Raw genomic sequence first — 17,669 nt, forward strand, 5'->3', positions numbered from 1 at the left:
GAGTCACATCTGAAATCATTTTCAACACGCCAACGGTATCTTTGCGCCAACTTGGTATGAAAATCGCTATTTTTCATCGCGTTATCATGACGGCTCTCAAATTTATTTAATCTCACCTATGACACAATCAAGCGCATATTTGGCTTTTGTTGCTACTTTCACGTGCTGAATTCACACGAACATTGACCGTTATCATCACACGTGTAAGGCAACTTTCTAAGGTAAGGAAATAAAGTGGTACAAAGGATTAATTATGAGTGTTTGCCAAGCGCGGCTGGACCCTACGTTCACGCGACAAAGCACAATGATACGCTGTATGTTTCGGGTTTGACCGCCTTTGGTACTCCCGATCAAAAGGCAAATTTGATTGAACAAAGCAAAGCAGTGTTAGCGCAACTTGGCGCCATTTTAGAGCAAGAAAAACGCTCTCGCAGTGATTTGATTAAATTGACGGTATTCGTGCGTGATATCAGCAAACTGCCCCATATTCGTGAAATTCTTTCCGATTTTTACCAAGGCTATTTGCCAGCTTGTTCGCTGGTCGAAGTGTCACACCTATTTGATTCTGATCTGCATATTGAAATAGAAGCCACCATAGCGCTTCAAGCGTGATCATTTGCCACTAACCCTGATGGGGTTAGTGGTTTTTCCCCTCGACCTATCTTGAATTTGGCTTCCTTTCGTTGTTACTCATTAACATAACAAGAAGCTAAGTCTGCAGGCTGCTACGCTTAGAAGGCACACAAAGGTAGCCGAACTCTCGCGACTTGATTGCTAAGCGCACCACTCAGTGGTCTAATAGTAAAAAAGCCTTTAAACCATGGTAGATAGCATGCAACAAGAGCACCAACCGACGTTTTTCTTCTTCGATTATGAAACGTGGGGAACCAGCCCAGCCAAAGATCGCCCAAGCCAATTTGCGGGTGTACGCACGGACATGGACTTTAATATTATTGGCGAGCCTCTTGTCATCTATTGCCAACCACCCTCAGACTATTTGCCAGGAGTGGAAGCGGCACTGATTACCGGCATTTCTCCCCAACTGGCTGCAAGTAAAGGCCTGATCGAGCCTGAATTTATCCGCCAAATTCATGAACAATTGGCAACGCCAAACACGATTAGCCTTGGTTACAATAGTATTCGTTTTGATGACGAAGTAACGCGCTATACTTGTTACCGCAATTTCTTTGACCCTTATGCGTGGAGCTGGCAAAACGGTAACTCACGTTGGGACTTACTCGATGTGATGCGTGCTTGCCATGCTTTACGCCCTGAAGGTATTGAATGGCCAGAAAACGACGAAGGCTATATTAGCTTCAAACTTGAGCACCTTTCTGTGGCAAACGGCATTGAACACGCCAATGCGCACGATGCGATGGCTGATGTTATCGCCACAATCGAACTGGCAAAAAAAATCAAAGCCGCACAACCAAAACTGTTTGATTACTTCCTTACCATGCGTCATAAGCGCAAGCTCAACGAATTGGTCGATATCGTCAATATGACCCCGCTGATGCATGTCTCGGGAATGCTTGGCCGTGAATGCAACTATACCAGCTGGATTGTGCCTGTCGCTTGGCACCCAACCAATAAAAATGCAGTTATCGTGGTTGATCTCGCCAAAGATCCGCAAGTATTGTTCGATCTGGATGAGAATGCGTTGAAAGAGCGCCTATATACCAAACACAGTGATTTGGCTCCTGATGAGTTGCCCGTTCCTGTGAAGCTGGTGCATTTGAACAAATGTCCGATTCTTGCCCCTGCGAAAACACTGACGGCAGAAAATGCCGACAAGATTGGTATCGATCGTGAACAGTGCTTACAAAACTTACAAGTGCTCCGTCAACACCCAGAGATCCGAGAAAAATTGATTGGCTTGTTCGCTGTTGAACGCGAATATGAAAAGAGCGCTGACGTTGATACTCAACTCTATGATGGATTCTTTTCACCCGCGGATCGCGCTGCGATGGACATTGTTCGTCAAACCGAACCTGAGCACTTAGCGGCGCTTGATATCACCTTCAGCGATGCGCGTATCGAACCGCTATTGTTCCGTTATCGTGCGCGTAACTTCCCATGGACACTCACCGAGCAAGAACAACTTCGTTGGAATAGCCACTGCCAGGACTACTTCCAAAGTCGCATGGACGAGTACATGCTAAATTTTGAAAACTTAGTTCACGAACATGAAAGTGATACAAAGAAAATCACTCTATTAAAATCTGTGTATCAATACGTAGAGAAGCTTGTTTCGTAATCGACAAGCTCTTCAACACCGTTCTTCGCTTACGGCTAAAAATATGGCTAAAACGTTTTTAAAATACGCAGTATCCATGGGGTTAATCTTCCTCTGCTTACTTGCGGGCACCAATATCCAACAACTGGTTGGTACATCAATACCTGGTAGCATCATTGGTATGCTAATCCTTTTTGCTTTAATGGCCAGTGGCCTTGTCTCATCGGATTGGGTTAAGCCGAGTGCTAACTTGTTTATCCGTTACATGATTTTGCTGTTTGTTCCTATCAGTGTTGGCTTAATGGAACACTTCGACACCCTAATCCATAACGCGCTGCCAATTTTGGCCAGTGCTGTTGGTGGTACGCTGATCGTTCTGGTGACTCTCGGGCTCTTTCTTGATCGCTTACTTAAGAAGGGGAACAAATAATGTGGTTGATTGTTACTGTCGTGGTGTTTTTCTTCGCCCGTTGGCTAAGCCGTAAATGCAATACACCCCTGATGAATCCCTTGCTGATCAGTATTGGCATTTTGATCCCGCTATTGATATTTTGCAAAATTCCGTTCGAAACCTATTATGCCGACAATCAATGGATCAGTTTTTTACTGCAACCTGCTGTGGTGGCATTAGCTTACCCACTTTACGAACAGTTACCACAGATCCGTGCCAATTGGCGCATCATCATGTTGGCATGTAGTGTAGGCTCCGTCATGTCGATGTTTACTGCCAGTGTTATCGCAGTCTACATGCAAGCAGACATGTCGCTGATTGCTAGCCTATTGGGTAAATCTGTAACCACACCCATCGCAATGGAAGTCTCGCGTAATTTGGGCGGCGAACCTGCAATTGCTGCAATATTAGTGCTGATTGTTGGCTTGTTTGGGGCCATTCTCGCCTATCCAATTTATAACTTACTGAACATCACCCACCCTATTGCTAAAGGCTTAACCATGGGAACGGTTTCCCATGCGCTTGGGACCGCTACTTGCGCTGAAAAAGACGGTGAAGATGCTGCGTTTAGTTCGCTTGCGTTGGTGTTGTGCGGCGTTTTAACCTCAGTTTTAGCGCCCATGTTCTTTGCTTTCGCGGTTTGGCTGCACGGTTAATCCGAAGTTCGCCCCCATTAGTGAGGTCGCATAGTGTGACCTCACTCTAATTGTGAAATGTTAAACGCTGTTGCATTAATTAATGTGATTTAAATCTCGGAAATATCTCTTTTCGATCATAAAATGGGTAGCCAACGCCTTAGCTGTATTAACTAAGAGCGAATGACTGATCTAACAAGGATTCACTATGAGAAGCCGTATCGAACAAGCGCTGGCTGATATTCCATCGAACGTTGCCGAATATCTCGCACCTATCCTACTAGCGGACAACTATGACGCTACATTGAGCTGTGAGCAATTTGATAAACTACTCGAACTATCAGGATTAGAAGACGCTGAGTTACGTGTTGCCCTGCTTCCTTTTGCGGCTGCCTACTCTTACGCACCTATCTCTAACTTTTACGTCGGTGCGATTGTTCGTGGCCTATCGGGTAAGTTGTACTTCGGTGCAAATATGGAAATTATTGGCGCTCAACTTGGTCAAACTGTTCACGCTGAACAATCAGCCATTAGTCACGCATGGATGAAAGGCGAACAAGGCATTTCAGATATCACCATCAACTTTAGCCCTTGTGGTCACTGCCGACAGTTTATGAATGAACTAAGCACGGCTCAAGAGTTGGTGGTGCAATTACCACAACGTGACGAAAAAACCTTGCAAGAATACCTGCCAGAATCTTTTGGCCCAAGTGATTTAGGAATTGAATCAGGCCTGATGACCACAGTCGATCACGGCAAACAGAGTGATGAAAACGATCCTTTAGTTGTTAAAGCACTTGCCGCACTGAATCGTAGTCATGCTCCATATAGCCAAAACCTAAGTGGTGTGGCACTGCGTATGAAAGATGGTAAGGAATATATCGGTGCTTATGCTGAAAACGCCGCATTTAACCCTAGCCTACCACCACTGCAAGTCGCGATGGTTCAATTACTTTTAGACAAACAACAACTAGCGGATATTGAATCGGCAGCATTAGCTGAATTGGTTGACGGTAGCATCAGCCATCTTGCCTATACTCAGGCAACATTGGATGCGGTTGATCCGGATATTCCACTGGCTTACCTAGCAGTATAAGCACTGTTTTCAGGAAGGTTCACTCCTCGATAACAAACAACAAAAAGGCGCATTATGCGCCTTTTCTGTATCAACCGTTTTATATGCCTACAGCAATACAGTGATGTTACAAATCAAAGAAGGGAGTCGCATCGACTTCTAAATTGTGCGGCGCAATCGCTCGTTCAATTTTAATCGGTGCATGCTTAAGATCGATGTAAGCCACATCAACATAGCGCTTATACTTACGTGAATAGAAACATTTTACTTCGGGTTTTAACGGTTCATCTAAATTGGATGTCCAAACAATCCCAACACGACCATCACTCAATTCTACAATCGATCCTACCGGATAGATGCCGATACAGTTAATAAACTTATAGACAAGATCTTTATCCAGATGATGAGGCGTTAAACTCAGCAAAATTTTAAATGCTTCTGCCGAACTCATGCCCTTTTTATAACAACGATCTGATGTGAGTGCATCGTATATATCGACAATACAACTCATACGACCATGTATTGGAATTTGCTCACCAGCAAGACCTGAAGGGTAACCCTTACCATCTAATTTTTCATGGTGCATCAAACAAACATCGCGAGAAATATCACTCAGTCCTTTAACGTTAGTAATAATTTGCTTGGCGTAAACCTGATGTAATTTCATGTGCTCAAACTCTTCAGGCGTCAAGCGAGCTGGTTTATGCAGCACTTCATCGTCAACTTTTATTTTACCAACATCATGGATAATACCGCCGATGGCCATATGTTTTAACGTCTCTTTGGGCAACTTCAAATGTTGGCCGAAACTGACTAATAAGCAGGCCACATTAACCGAGTGCTCAAGCAGATATTTGTCTTTGTTACGTAAGGCAGAAACACACTGCAAGGCATCTGAATCGGTTAGCACCGATTCAATCAGGTCATCTGCCCAGTTATCGATGTCAGCAACATCAATCACTTTGCCTTCAAAAGTTTGATTAATCAGCTTATGGGCAAGCCCTTTCGCTTCACGAATAATTTTTGAGGCGCGCTGCTGCTGAGAAAATCGGCTACTTCTTTTCGGTGTCGTAGCCGCAGGAGAGACGATTTGATTTGGGATTGGATTGGAGGCTGAAACGTCTACTGGCTTGAACTCGCACCCTTCAGCGGATAACTCGCGGTCAACCCAAGCAAACTTTACGTTACCCTGTCTTAATTGATCGATCGCCTTATCGCTTGCGACACGTCCAGCGTTAGCTAGATTAACGCGCTTACTGTGCTCTATTGCTGTTACAAACATGCCAATAGATAAGGTGTCTATTGAAATTTTAATTGATTTATTAGGATCGTATTTCATCAAGACAATATTCTTCAAATCATTATTATAAGTCGGCGAGAATTATATTACGCTCGCGCAAACATTGCCTTAATTTATTTTCTATTTGGTTCTTTTCTGTGCAAATATCGCAAAAACAACAAAATCTGTTGCGCAGATTATTGAAAGTGTATCACAAACCATTCCAATTCCCGCAATAAAACCAAGGACTTACTAAGCCCTTGGTTTCTACATTCACCTAAAAAAGCATACTTTACATTTCAAAGTTAAAATATTTAACGCGGTCACATTATTATCTTAAACGTTCCAATACCACTTGCTGATCAAGATGACTATGCAATTCGGTATAATCCAGACCTACATCAAAAATATACATTGTTACCAAGCGTTTAATTGCATCAACCAATACGTCTGCTTGCCATGGTTTTTCAAAATACTGATTGATACCCGCCGCATTAATGGCATTGATAGTATCGGTATGTGTCGCTTGCCCGGTCAGCAATATCTTTTTAGTATGAGCAAAACGACGGTCTTGCTGCACTTCTGAAAGTAATTCAACCCCCGTTTTTCCCGGCATGACATGATCAGAGACAATCAGCGCAATGTACTCACCTTCTGCATCGAGATCATCCATAAGCTGCAGCACTTCGTCAGCAGATTCACAATCTTCGATATTTAACCAAGCAGTTAATGGCTCAAGATCTTGCAATACGGCACTAAGAACCTCACGTTGGTCATCAACACAAATTACATTAAGCTTGTCCATATTAATCCTCAATCGGTAATTTAATTCTGAATATCGTTAGGTCTGCATCACTCTTGACCGCAATGCTTCCGCCGTAGCCTGAAATAATTCTTCTCACAATGGATAACCCTAACCCTAAACCAAACGATAAACCGCCCTTCTTGGTGGTAAAGTTTGGATCAAATATTTTGCGTCTTGTTGATGAATCTATTTCAGGGCCATTATTGGCAATGGTGATTAAGATTCGATTTTTACTGTGTCTTGTTTGGATCTCTATTTCCGGTTCATCAACATCAAGCATTGCATCACAGGCATTTTTAATAATGTTTACCCATACTTGAACCAACTCCGTTTGCGAACCTACAAAAAGTGGCAATGTGGCTGGCCGGATACGCACAGCGACACGACGAAGATCACTTTGCAATAATGAAACTGCGCGGTTAATGCTTTCGTTTATATCGATCTCTTCAACGGTTTCAACATCGGCTCTACCTAACTGCTTCACCGACTTTACAATGCCAACAGTATGCTTCGAAGCAATGCGTAAATCATGCAGATCACGCCCCATTTGCCAGTATTTTATCGCTTCATGAGGGTTCTTTAACCAATGCGACGAAATCGACTCATTCGGCAGCGCACGCGCTAATTCTTTCGCTATAAGCTTGTCCAAGCCATAGCGTTGTTCAAGTTGCTTGCCTCGACTTCGCGCTTCACTTGACGACACTTTTTGCCCGTGCATTAAGCCGTAATCAAAGAACTGACTTGCTTCTGGGTGAACCTCTTCTAATAGAGACATGATGACATTTTCTAGCCGCTCTGATTTGCTGCTCACCACACCAATTGCATTGTTTAGCTCATGAGCAATCCCTGCGGCTAATTGACCTAGAGTGGTCATCTGCTCAGCCAAATTGAGCTTTTGCAAAGCCTTCTCTTTCGCCAATGCTTCTTGTGTCACTCTTCGCTGCCTTCTCGATAACTCGTTGACAATCACTGGCGTGAATTGAGCTGTCAAAGGCCCATAGTTCTCCTCTTCTACCGCTTGGGTATTTCGATCAATCCATGCCAGTTCAACATCACTTTTCGCGATGACCGTTGAAGAGGCCGTCCACGTACCAGAGAAAAAACTGTGCACACCAATAAAAGCGCCCTGTCCGGCAGAAAAAACTTGTGTGAGATCTTCACCATTTTCGCTAAAGTAGCCGCCTAACTCACCATTTAACACATAGAAAAGACGTTCATTGGATCCGTCTTGCTCAATCAGGGTGCACCCAGCTTCCACCAGCACGATACGCTCAGGCTGGCTAAAATAGCGTTCAATGAGAGTCTTTAAATCTGCTTGATACATCACTTAGCCAATATGACCGACAAAGTGAAGCACCCAAACCAACACAAAACTCAATGCGACGCCAACAACACCCAATACGACGCCAACACGTGCCATTTGATTGCTTTGTACATTACCAGTGGCATGAGCCAAAGCATTTGGTGGTGTACTGATTGGCAACGACATCCCTAATGATGCGGCAAAAGTCACCACAAGAATGAGAGTCACTTCGCCACCTAGTGGTGCCAAAGAGGTCATTGAAGCACCAAGTGCTGCCATGATCGGCATCAGCAAGTTGGCCGTTGCAGTGTGGGACATAAAGTTTGCCATCAACAAACACAAGAAGGCTGCACCAAATAGCACAACATATGGCGAGTATTCATCGAATGGGATGCTATGCACCACTTCACGGGCAAGACCGGTTTTATCAAGCGCAAGACCCAAAGCAATACCGCCTGAAACAAGCCACAACACATCCCACGATATTTTTTTCAAGTCTTCTTTATTAATAATGCCCGTCAATGAGAACACCGCGACCGGTATTAGCGCCACTGTATAAGAGTTCATGCCATGACTTGATCCCATCAGCCACAACAAAATCGTTAGGCCGAAGGTTATGTAAACCACGATTGCTTTCGGCGTTTTTAGGAATTTGCCTTTAATATCAAGATCAATCGTCTTTTGTTCCGCACTGTAAAGATGATTAATCAGGAACCAAGCCAGCGCCATCATCACGATGACAAATGGCACACCAAAGGCCATCCATTCACCGAACGAAATGTAGTTCTCTCCGACCAAGTATTTTAACGCAATCGCATTGGGTGGCGTGCCGATTGGCGTACCGATACCACCAATGTTTGCGGCAACTGGAATACATAATGCAAATGCAATTCTTCCTGGATCTTTAGGACCAAAAACCGCAATCACCGGCGTTAAGATAGAGAGCATCATCGCCGTCGTTGCCGTGTTAGACATAAACATCGAGAAAATGGCGGTGATGAGCATCAAACCCAGCATGACGTATTTTGGGTCACGACCAAATGGTTTGAGAAGAACACGTGCTAAGTTGACGTCTAGACGATATTTGGTCGCCGCCATTGCAAGGAAAAAACCACCCAAAAATAGCATGATAATAGGGCTGGCAAAGGTGGCCATTATTTCATTGTATTTAAGCAGTTCACCAAACTGGGGGGCGTCTTGGGCAAGGCGGAAAAAGATTAAACCTTTATCCGATAGCATCAATAGCTCAAGCACAATAATCAGCACTGACGTGGCATAGATTGGAATGGGTTCTAGTACCCAACATAAAGCTGCGAGTAAGAAAATGGCAATCACGCGCTGCTGGAGAATAGTAATCCCTTCAAACGGGAACGCACTTAACGGCATTAAAAGAATCAACAGTGGGATCACCACCGGGATTATATATTTAAAATAAGAACGCATAACGTCACAACTCTTCCTGAGATTTTAATAGTGAACCCGTATCATCCGCTTGTTTTTGCAGCGAAACGTAGCTTTAGATCAATGAATATTCATTCAAAAATACCCTACTCATAAAACTGTGCTTCATGTCTTGTTTTACAAGTAATTAGCCGTGCAATCAACAACAAAAGCAACGTTGCTTTTTGTGTTTAATCCAGTATGATTCGTGCCAGTTCTCGATATCTTTAGATGAAAGGTTATGTATGTTTGGCACCGCTACTTGTGAAAACTCTACCCGTGTTCTTCTGCTTGGTTCTGGTGAACTAGGTAAAGAAGTCGCTATCGAATGTCACCGTTTAGGATTAGAAGTGATCGCCTGTGATCGCTACCCTAATGCCCCTGCGATGCAGGTAGCTCATCGTAGTTATGTGCTGGATATGCTGGATGGAGACGCGCTGGCTGAGATTATTGCCAAAGAACAACCTGCTTATGTCGTTCCAGAAATTGAAGCCATTGCGACTGACAAACTGGTTGAACTGGAAGCGCAAGGTCTTAACGTGGTACCGACGGCGAAGGCAACCAAGCTGACCATGAACCGCGAAGGCATTCGTCGTCTTGCCGCTGAAGAGCTACAACTGACCACATCTCCTTATCGTTTTGCTGATAACTATGATGATTTCGTGGCGGCAATTGAAGCGGTTGGGATTCCGTGTGTCTGCAAACCCGTAATGAGTTCATCAGGCAAAGGCCAGAGCGTTATTAAAACGGTCGCAGATGTTGAAACCGCATGGCATTACGCCCAAGAAGGTGGCCGCACTGGTGCTGGCCGTGTCATCGTGGAAGGCTTTATCGACTTTGACTATGAAATCACCCTTTTAACGGTTCGCGCTGTTGATGGCATTCATTTTTGTGCACCGATAGGTCATCGCCAAGAAGATGGCGATTACCGTGAATCCTGGCAACCACAATTGATGTCGATTGCGGCATTAAAAGCAGCGCAACATGCAGCAGGTAAAGTCGTCGATGCTTTAGGCGGATACGGTATTTTTGGTGTTGAGCTGTTTATCAAAGGCGATACGGTGATCTTTAATGAAGTCTCTCCTCGCCCGCACGACACAGGCTTAGTCACATTGATGTCGCAAGAAATGTCTGAATTTGCCCTACATGTACGCGCCTTTACGGGTATGCCGATTTCAACCATCGCTCAATTAGGCCCAGCTGCTTCTGCGGTAATCCTTGGTCAAGGTACGTCAAACAACCTCCGTTTTGAAGGCATGGCTGATGCACTTTCTGCCCCGCAAACGCAACTGCGCCTGTTTGGTAAGCCTGATATCGACGGCCGCCGTCGTTTAGGTGTGGCGATTACGCGTCGTGATAGTATCGAGCAAGCGATCGAAGATGCGGTTGAGGCAGCCAGTAAAGTTAAGGTGATCTACTAATTCATCACCCATCCACGATTTAAACAAAAAACGCTTGCCGAGTGGCAAGCGTTATTCATTTTAATCCAACCCGAAATCAACTCTCGATTAAATAGACTTCCTCAGCAAAACGAGACAAGCCTTTTTGAGCTCTTTTAGGGTGATTCTCATCCGCTTCATCGCGATACAGCTTAGTGACTTTAAATTCACTAAAATGACGCAGCACTTCTTGCTCCGGTACTGAGAACGGAGGACCCGCCATTTCTTCTTGCGGGTAATCAAGGCTCACCAACAAAATACGACCACCTGACTTCAAACGTGTTTTCAAACAAGCGACGTATTCATCTCTCATCGTTTCAGGCAATGCAATTAATGCCGCACGATCATAAATGATATCAACCGGTTTGATTGGCGCCGTAAAGTAATCACCGATATAAATGGACAGCTCATCAAACTGAAACAGTTCATGTTGCCCTCCAACAGGCATTACCATCGGTGTATAAAAATGCTCGGCGAAAAAAGCTCTAACCGCAATATTGCTAAGCTCTACCCCCTGTACATCCTGATGCTTTGTCGCAAGCCAAACCAAATCTTCAGACTTACCACACAAAGGAACAAAGACACTATCGCTTGAGCTTGGATTGGTCATTGGCCAGTATTGAATAAGCAGCGGGTTGACATCATCAAGGTGAAAACCAATTTGATTAGAGGCCCATTTGTTGTGCCAAAACTCTGGATCGTTCATTATAATTTTTCTCAGCTGACTTTTAAGCGCTAAGCCTAACCAAAAGCTGACCAAATTTAAACATTCCCTTCAGATTCTGTTCATCTAGAGTCGATATACTTAGTTACATTCTTTGGCTGAACTAACTGAGGTTAAGCGACTCAAATTACACAGAAATGAGAGCAAGTTAAAACTTTTGAACGATAACAATCTGTTAAGATTGAGTTCCAAACACTTGCCCCCATAAAGGGTATATACCAAGTGATGAACTTGGATATACAGACTGTTTTACTTAGTAGCTATGCCTTTAGTTGCCCTTTTTTCTAAGTAACGACAATTCTGAGGAGAGTGAATGAGCTTATTCCTGCGCACGACGGCACTGATGCTATTGATGCTAAGCCGCGCCCCAGCTTTTGCCGCGATTCCAGTGGCAGCGCCAAGTAATGACGGCAGTCGCAGCGCGAATCAAAATCAAGTCTGTTCGAAAGCCTTCAAGCACAATTTAAGTGGCTTGTACGGCATCAAATCGACTAACCAAACTCCAAATCAACCCTACAGTGACTTTGATGTGCTCTATAGCAAAGCGCATCAGGCACAATTCGAACTTGAAACCATCTGTAAAAGTACAGCCCTATTAACCAACACCGAAGCCTATTTTGCTGGTGTTAAATCATCTCAAAGAGCAAAAGAAAAAGTCGCTTTAGAGTTAGATGGCCAAGTAAACCGTATTACCGATTTAGCCCGCGCAACCATCGTTGCTGATGATGTGGCTAGCCTAATGGAAGTCTTTGAAGTTCTGGATCGTGAAACAACGATTGTACGTGTGAAAAACCGCTTTAAACAACCAGCAGCATCAGGCTACCGCGATCTAAATGTGTTGGTTCAACTACCAAAAACCAACTTAATCGCCGAAGTTCAGCTCCATCTTAAAGCCATCGCCGATGTAAAATCAGGCCCTGAGCATAAACTGTATGAGCAAATCCAACGTATTGAACGTAATGCTGACCACCAGCAGCGTGCACTTAGCCAGTTTGAAACCGCACAAATTGACAATATGCGTCGCCAATCTCGCCAACTCTACCAAGACGCTTGGCAGCCCTATATAACCACACGCTTAAGCGCTGCTTAATCAGCCACTAAGTATTCTCTTCCTTCTAAACAGGCTGTCTTAACAGCCTGTTTTTATTTCCATCAATTTCACTGCATACACATTCTTAAACTATAGTTTTATCAAGAACAATAAAAATAAGTGTGAGGTTGGAGTGAAAGCGATTTACTTCATCGTGTTAGCGATTGGATCGGCATGCAGCCATGCTCTAGAAGATATAGATGTTGATTACGGCCCATTGCAGACGTACGCGCAATCCCCGTTTATCACCAATGGATTAGCGCCGCAATTACGCTCTGGCTTTTCGCTGCCTCAGCAAGAGGTTGAACTTCATGGTTCGTTCACTCTCGCTAGCATTTGGGCAAATAATGACAAATACCAACTCGACTACTACCAAAATCAGCTCCAACTCGGAGGGAAATGGCAGCTTTCACCGCTATGGCAAGCAGAGTTAGGTTATCGCTGGAATTACGCTGCCAATAATCATTTAGACTCTTTTATCATGGATTTTCATGATTGGTTTTCGATTGATCAAAACGGTCGGGATGAGGTTGCTAAACACCGCTTCGTAATCGATATGCCTGAATATCAAATTGAACAACGAGACTTTCGTGGCGAAGTGTTCAGCCAAGGCCTATTCGGTTATTTACAATATCAACTGTATCAAAGCCAACATCACGGGGTTTCACTCGGAGCAAGTCTCTATTACAGCGATATCGGGCAGGCGATCTTTGCCCATAGTGATTGGGAGCAAGCCATTCAAGTTAACTATGGTTATCGCCGTGGCAAACATGGTTTTGACGCAACGTTGAGCCAAACTTTTCGTGATACGCCAACCAACTTTACCCATATGCCCTATCGCTCGAACAATTGGAGCACGGGCATGAGTTACCGTTATCAATGGTTTGAGCATCATTTTGTGGTCGCGCAAGTTTCACTATACGAGGGGATCGTAGATGACGATGGCAGCTTTGCCGACATCGCGACGGAATTTACCCTCGGCTATCGTTATCAAATGCGCAGCTCAGCAATCGAATTTTCTGTTATTGAGAATGGTATTAATGCTGACAACAGTACCGACGTCGCCTTTACGCTCGCTTATCGGTACCGTTTTAGCACACATCATTGAACGTGGGTCGCTAGATCGCGAGAACACGCGCCACAGCGGATCTCACCTCATCATCTGATGCTGTTTTTGCCAAGCTAAATGAGAGATATTGATCTCCACGCATACCAAGTGAACGATCCACTTCTGCCAAACAATGCACCCAAGCTCCTTCCAAAACAAACGACAACTCGATCTCTTTTTTATTGATAAAGGCGTTGTTGCTAAATTCAATTTCTTGATAACAACCTGATTTAGAACTGAAGTTTTGTCCTCGCAAAAAGCCTTTTTCAACATCCGCTTTAACCATTGAAAATCCGCCTTGCTCGATAGCCGCAATCACTTTTGAGACCACAGCCAGCGGTCTTACTTCGACAAAGTCACGATCTTTAGGGTCAATTGCGAAATCGATATCCAACGTTGTTTCAAGCCATACATGACACTGATTCTTACGTGCATTTAAAGCGGTGATTGGCGTTTCGTCATCCAGTTTCAATTCAAAAAGCACTTGCTTATGTTGGTTCGCACCGATAACGAAAGGTTGCACTGCTTGCAATCGGCCCAACAAAAACGCCTGATAACTGACTCCTTCGTCGGATTCCACTTTAACTTCTGTGCATAATTTTAGACTGATAGCATCAATGTGCTGATCAACCTCACCGCCTTGAATATGGACCGTCCCCTTTAGCATGTCACCCTGATAGACAAACGCACTGTCTAAAACAGTATCGACTTTGGCTGCGCCAATACCTAAAGAGGCTTTTAACTTTCCAAACATGAACTTTCCTTTACTAAACTTTGCTTTAATAAACTTTGCTTTGAGACTTTATTGATTGTTTTTATCTCGACTGTTTTTCATTAATGGGTATCTCATATCTGGCTGGAGTCAAGCAAGTGCTTTACCATTAGATTGAGCCTTGTCTCATTCGTTTGGCTAATTTCCAACCAACACTTGCATTTATCTAGTTGCGAGCACTACATTTGTATAGTCAATTTTTTAATGAATCTACTATGTCTCAACGCCCGCTATATCAACAAATTAAATCCTACATTGTCGAGCAAATTGACTCTGGTCACTGGGCAACTGGCGATCGTATTGCGACGGAACTTGAGCTCACTGAGCAATTTAACGTCAGTCGGATGACCGTCAACAAAGCCATTCGTGATTTAGTCAACGAAGGTCGCTTAGAGCGTACCCCTCGTTTGGGCACTTTCGTCTGTCAACCCGCTGAAAAATCCGAATCCCCTTTGGCGGACATTCGTAACATCGCCGATGAAATCATCGCTAGAGGCAAGCACTACAGCAATCAGATATTGCAGCAAAAGCAACTTGTTGCCGATGAAGCGACAGCAACCAAACTGGGTATAAAACTAGGCGCGAACGTCTATTACAGCGAGATCCTCCACCTTGCGGATAATCAGCCAATCCAACTCGAAAAGCGTTGGGTTAACCCCCTGTGCGCCCCTGAATACTTGCAACAAGACTTCAAGCAATTCACTCCGACGGAGTATCTTTTTAAATCATGCCCATTAAGCTCTATCGAACACAGTGTTGAAGCGATTATTGCTAACTCAAAAATATTAGAACAGCTAAAAATGGCACACCATGAACCCTGCTTATTGCTCCATCGCCGTACTTGGAGTGGGCAACAACTCGTTAGCAGCGCTCTGTTATATCATCCCGCATTTCGCTACAAATTAAGCTCAACAATTAACTTGATTTAGTCGCTTACCCTTTGTATTTGATCACAATTTAACCAAACACAACTTGATCAATAACCCGTTCAAAACCATTATTTGTATATACATTACAATCTATGGTTTGTTATGGATAAGCAAAAGAATAGGCAACCGCGAAACAGGGCTATCGCATCGGCATCAAAGACCACCGAATTTGATGTAGCATTCCTCAATGCGCGCATCGTTTCTATGCAGCCCGGCAAACACGGTTACGCCATAAATTCTAACGCTTATTTGTATCTACGCGACGGTAAAATCGCCGCACTCACCTCTCAGCCTCTCGCAGCAAACGCAAAACAATACATTGATTGCCAAAACAGACTGCTCACTCCCGGCTTTATCGATTGTCACACCCATTTGGTTTACGCTGGTAATCGCGCGGATGAATTTGAAATGCGCTTGCAAGGCATGCCGTATCAAAAAATCGCCGAACAAGGTGGCGGCATCCTCTCCACCGTTGCCGCCACTCGCCAAGCCAGCGAGCAACAATTAGTTGATTTAGCATTGCCCCGTTTAGATGGTTTGATTGGTCGCGGCGTGACAACGGTTGAGGTGAAATCCGGCTACGGATTAGCGCTCAACGATGAGCTTAAAATGTTGCGTGCAGCGAAACAATTACAAGACCATCGTGCGATTCGAATCTCCACCACGTTATTAGCCGCTCACACCGTACCAAGCGAATTTAAACACCAGCCAGAGCGATACGTCGATCTGATTTGCGAGGAAATGATCCCCACGGTCGCCGAATTGGGGCTCGCCACCAGCGTTGATGTCTTCTGCGAATCGATAGGCTTCAATTTAGCGCAAACGGAACGTATTTTTTTGGCGGCATCCCAGTATCAATTGGGCATCAAAGGCCATACTGAGCAACTGTCCAATCTTGGAGGAAGTGCCTTAACCGCCAAGTTCAATGGCTTGTCAGTCGATCATTTGGAATATCTCGATGAAACCGGCGTGCAAGCGATAGCTCAAGCAGGGACAGTCGCCACGCTATTACCCGGCGCGTTCTACTTCCTCAACGAAAATCAAAAACCACCCGTGGCACTACTGCGTCAATATAACATTCCGATCGCGCTGGCTACCGATTTAAACCCCGGCACCTCACCTTTCGCAGATTTAACTATGATGATGAATATGGCCTGTACTCTTTTTGGTTTAACACCAGAAGAAGCGCTACGTGGTGTCACACAGCATGCCGCACAGGCGCTTGGTGTTAGTCAGTCTCGCGGACAGATCCAAGTTGGGTTTGACGCCGATATTGCTATTTGGGATGTCGAGCATCCTGCCGAGTTCAGTTATTTGCAAGGCGTACCACGTTTGTACGCGCGATTAGTCAAGGGAGCAATAAGCTATGCCTAATCCACCCAGCACTCAGCAAGAATTCCATTGGCAAGGCCGAATGGATGAAGAAGATGGCGCTGATGGCCTTCGCATTCATCAAATTATTGAACCGATGCAGGTCAAAGACCTTCCTGCCACCAGCAAGGCGGTTAGCATACTAGGATTTGCCTGTGATGCAGGCGTAGCGCGTAATAAAGGCCGTATTGGCGCGCGAAAAGCTCCTGATTTGATCCGCCGAGCACTGGGCAATATGGCCTGGCACCAACCCACAAAACTGATCGATTTAGGCAATGTTGTCTGTGACGATGACTTACTTGAAAAAGCCCAATCTGACTGTGCAGATATTATTGCCAAAGCCCTGAGCACAACGCCTGTGATCACCTTAGGTGGCGGGCACGAAGTCGCTTGGGCATCATTTCAAGGATTAGCCCGATACTTTGAAAAAAACACGCCAAATCAAATCCCCAGAATTGGCATCATCAATTTTGATGCACATTTCGATTTACGCACTTTTGAGCACACCAGCGCCGCGATAAAACCCAGTTCTGGCACCCCTTTTCAGCAAATCGCCAACTATTGTCAGCAAAAACAGTGGCCGTTTCATTATGCCTGTTTAGGGGTGAGTCGGGCCTGCAATACCAAAGCTTTGTTTCAACGCGCTGATGCGCTCAATGTATGGTATGTCGAAGACAAAGATCTCTCTCATCTCAATCATGTTTACCATCTAACGCAACTGCAGCACTTTATCGATAATTGCGATGCTATCTATCTCACCATCGATTTGGATGTCTTCCCCGCGGCGATTGCACCCGGCGTCAGCGCCCCCGCCGCACGAGGCATCAGTCTAGACACACTTAATCTATTTCTCGATCGCATCTTACATTACAAAGATAAGTTGGTGATTGCAGATATCGCTGAATATAACCCGACCTATGATATCGACAGCCAAACAGCCCGATTAGCCGCAAGGTTATGCTGGGATATTGCCAACGCTTTCTCTGAAAAATAGATCACCACAAGGAATTTG

Annotated in this window: 17 protein-coding genes; 11 read left to right on the top strand and 6 right to left on the bottom strand. The window is 44.6% G+C overall.

Annotation, left to right across the window (positions count from 1 at the left end; genetic code table 11):
* The first annotated feature begins 234 nt into the window (after positions 1-234).
* From RH88_RS15105 to cdd, 5 genes are all read left to right on the top strand, one after another.
* On the top strand, positions 235-612 hold the full coding sequence (locus RH88_RS15105; protein WP_005597559.1) for a RidA family protein: 378 nt from the start codon (positions 235-237) through the stop codon (positions 610-612).
* A gap of 220 nt (positions 613-832) precedes the next feature.
* Positions 833-2,257 (top strand): exodeoxyribonuclease I, encoded by a 1,425-nt coding sequence (gene sbcB, locus RH88_RS15110; RefSeq protein WP_005597561.1) that lies wholly within the window; start codon positions 833-835, stop codon positions 2,255-2,257.
* A gap of 43 nt (positions 2,258-2,300) precedes the next feature.
* Entirely contained in the window at positions 2,301-2,666 is a 366-nt protein-coding gene (locus RH88_RS15115) for a CidA/LrgA family protein (RefSeq protein WP_005597563.1), read from the top strand.
* Positions 2,666-3,343 (top strand): CidB/LrgB family autolysis modulator, encoded by a 678-nt coding sequence (locus RH88_RS15120; RefSeq protein ID WP_005597565.1) that lies wholly within the window; start codon positions 2,666-2,668, stop codon positions 3,341-3,343. Before RH88_RS15115 ends, RH88_RS15120 begins: the two co-directional genes overlap by 1 nt.
* A gap of 187 nt (positions 3,344-3,530) precedes the next feature.
* Entirely contained in the window at positions 3,531-4,418 is an 888-nt protein-coding gene (cdd, locus tag RH88_RS15125) for a cytidine deaminase (RefSeq protein ID WP_005597567.1), read from the top strand.
* A gap of 106 nt (positions 4,419-4,524) precedes the next feature.
* Here cdd and RH88_RS15130 read toward each other — a convergent pair whose 3' ends face one another.
* The 4 genes from RH88_RS15130 to RH88_RS15145 form a co-directional block, all read right to left on the bottom strand.
* Positions 4,525-5,736: a cyclic di-GMP phosphodiesterase gene (locus tag RH88_RS15130; protein ID WP_005597569.1), complete on the bottom strand. Its 1,212-nt coding sequence runs from the start codon at positions 5,734-5,736 to the stop codon at positions 4,525-4,527.
* A gap of 271 nt (positions 5,737-6,007) precedes the next feature.
* Positions 6,008-6,481: a response regulator gene (locus RH88_RS15135; protein ID WP_005597570.1), complete on the bottom strand. Its 474-nt coding sequence runs from the start codon at positions 6,479-6,481 to the stop codon at positions 6,008-6,010.
* A gap of 1 nt (position 6,482) precedes the next feature.
* Positions 6,483-7,805, bottom strand: a complete 1,323-nt coding sequence (locus RH88_RS15140) for an ATP-binding protein (protein ID WP_005597571.1) — start codon at positions 7,803-7,805, stop codon at positions 6,483-6,485.
* Positions 7,806-7,808: 3 nt separating this feature from the next.
* Positions 7,809-9,227: an SLC13 family permease gene (locus tag RH88_RS15145; RefSeq protein WP_005597572.1), complete on the bottom strand. Its 1,419-nt coding sequence runs from the start codon at positions 9,225-9,227 to the stop codon at positions 7,809-7,811.
* Between the two features lie 242 nt (positions 9,228-9,469).
* Between RH88_RS15145 and purT the strand changes: the two genes are divergently transcribed.
* Positions 9,470-10,645 (top strand): formate-dependent phosphoribosylglycinamide formyltransferase, encoded by a 1,176-nt coding sequence (gene purT, locus RH88_RS15150; RefSeq protein ID WP_005597573.1) that lies wholly within the window; start codon positions 9,470-9,472, stop codon positions 10,643-10,645.
* Positions 10,646-10,721: 76 nt separating this feature from the next.
* Here the strand turns inward: purT and RH88_RS15155 are convergent, their stop codons facing one another.
* A complete protein-coding gene (locus tag RH88_RS15155; RefSeq protein WP_005597574.1) occupies positions 10,722-11,369 on the bottom strand; it encodes a thiopurine S-methyltransferase in 648 nt (215 codons plus the stop codon).
* A 331-nt stretch (positions 11,370-11,700) separates the two neighbouring features.
* Here RH88_RS15155 and RH88_RS15160 point away from each other — a divergent pair, with 331 nt between their 5' ends.
* Positions 11,701-12,477 carry a RelA/SpoT domain-containing protein gene (locus RH88_RS15160; protein ID WP_005597575.1) on the top strand — a complete coding sequence of 259 codons (777 nt, stop codon included), beginning with the start codon at positions 11,701-11,703 and terminating at the stop codon, positions 12,475-12,477.
* 133 nt (positions 12,478-12,610) lie between these two features.
* Complete coding sequence (locus RH88_RS15165; protein ID WP_005597576.1) at positions 12,611-13,585, top strand: DUF3187 family protein; 975 nt, start codon at positions 12,611-12,613, stop codon at positions 13,583-13,585.
* Between the two features lie 10 nt (positions 13,586-13,595).
* On the opposite strand, the gene RH88_RS15170 is transcribed toward RH88_RS15165, so the two are convergent.
* Entirely contained in the window at positions 13,596-14,339 is a 744-nt protein-coding gene (locus RH88_RS15170) for a sporulation protein (RefSeq protein WP_005597577.1), read from the bottom strand.
* Between the two features lie 233 nt (positions 14,340-14,572).
* On the opposite strand from RH88_RS15170, the gene hutC reads away from it, so the two are divergent.
* The 3 genes from hutC to hutG all read left to right on the top strand — a co-directional run bounded on the left by hutC (position 14,573) and on the right by hutG (position 17,651).
* Positions 14,573-15,286 (top strand): histidine utilization repressor, encoded by a 714-nt coding sequence (gene hutC / locus RH88_RS15175; RefSeq protein ID WP_005597578.1) that lies wholly within the window; start codon positions 14,573-14,575, stop codon positions 15,284-15,286.
* 102 nt (positions 15,287-15,388) lie between these two features.
* A complete protein-coding gene (hutI, locus tag RH88_RS15180) occupies positions 15,389-16,660 on the top strand; it encodes an imidazolonepropionase (RefSeq protein ID WP_005597579.1) in 1,272 nt (423 codons plus the stop codon).
* Positions 16,653-17,651, top strand: a complete 999-nt coding sequence (gene hutG, locus RH88_RS15185) for a formimidoylglutamase (RefSeq protein ID WP_005597580.1) — start codon at positions 16,653-16,655, stop codon at positions 17,649-17,651. Before hutI ends, hutG begins: the two co-directional genes overlap by 8 nt.
* Positions 17,652-17,669 lie beyond the last annotated feature (18 nt).

Origin of the sequence: Vibrio scophthalmi LMG 19158 (assembly GCF_000222585.1) — a bacterium.
In the GTDB taxonomy this organism is placed as follows: domain Bacteria; phylum Pseudomonadota; class Gammaproteobacteria; order Enterobacterales; family Vibrionaceae; genus Vibrio; species Vibrio scophthalmi.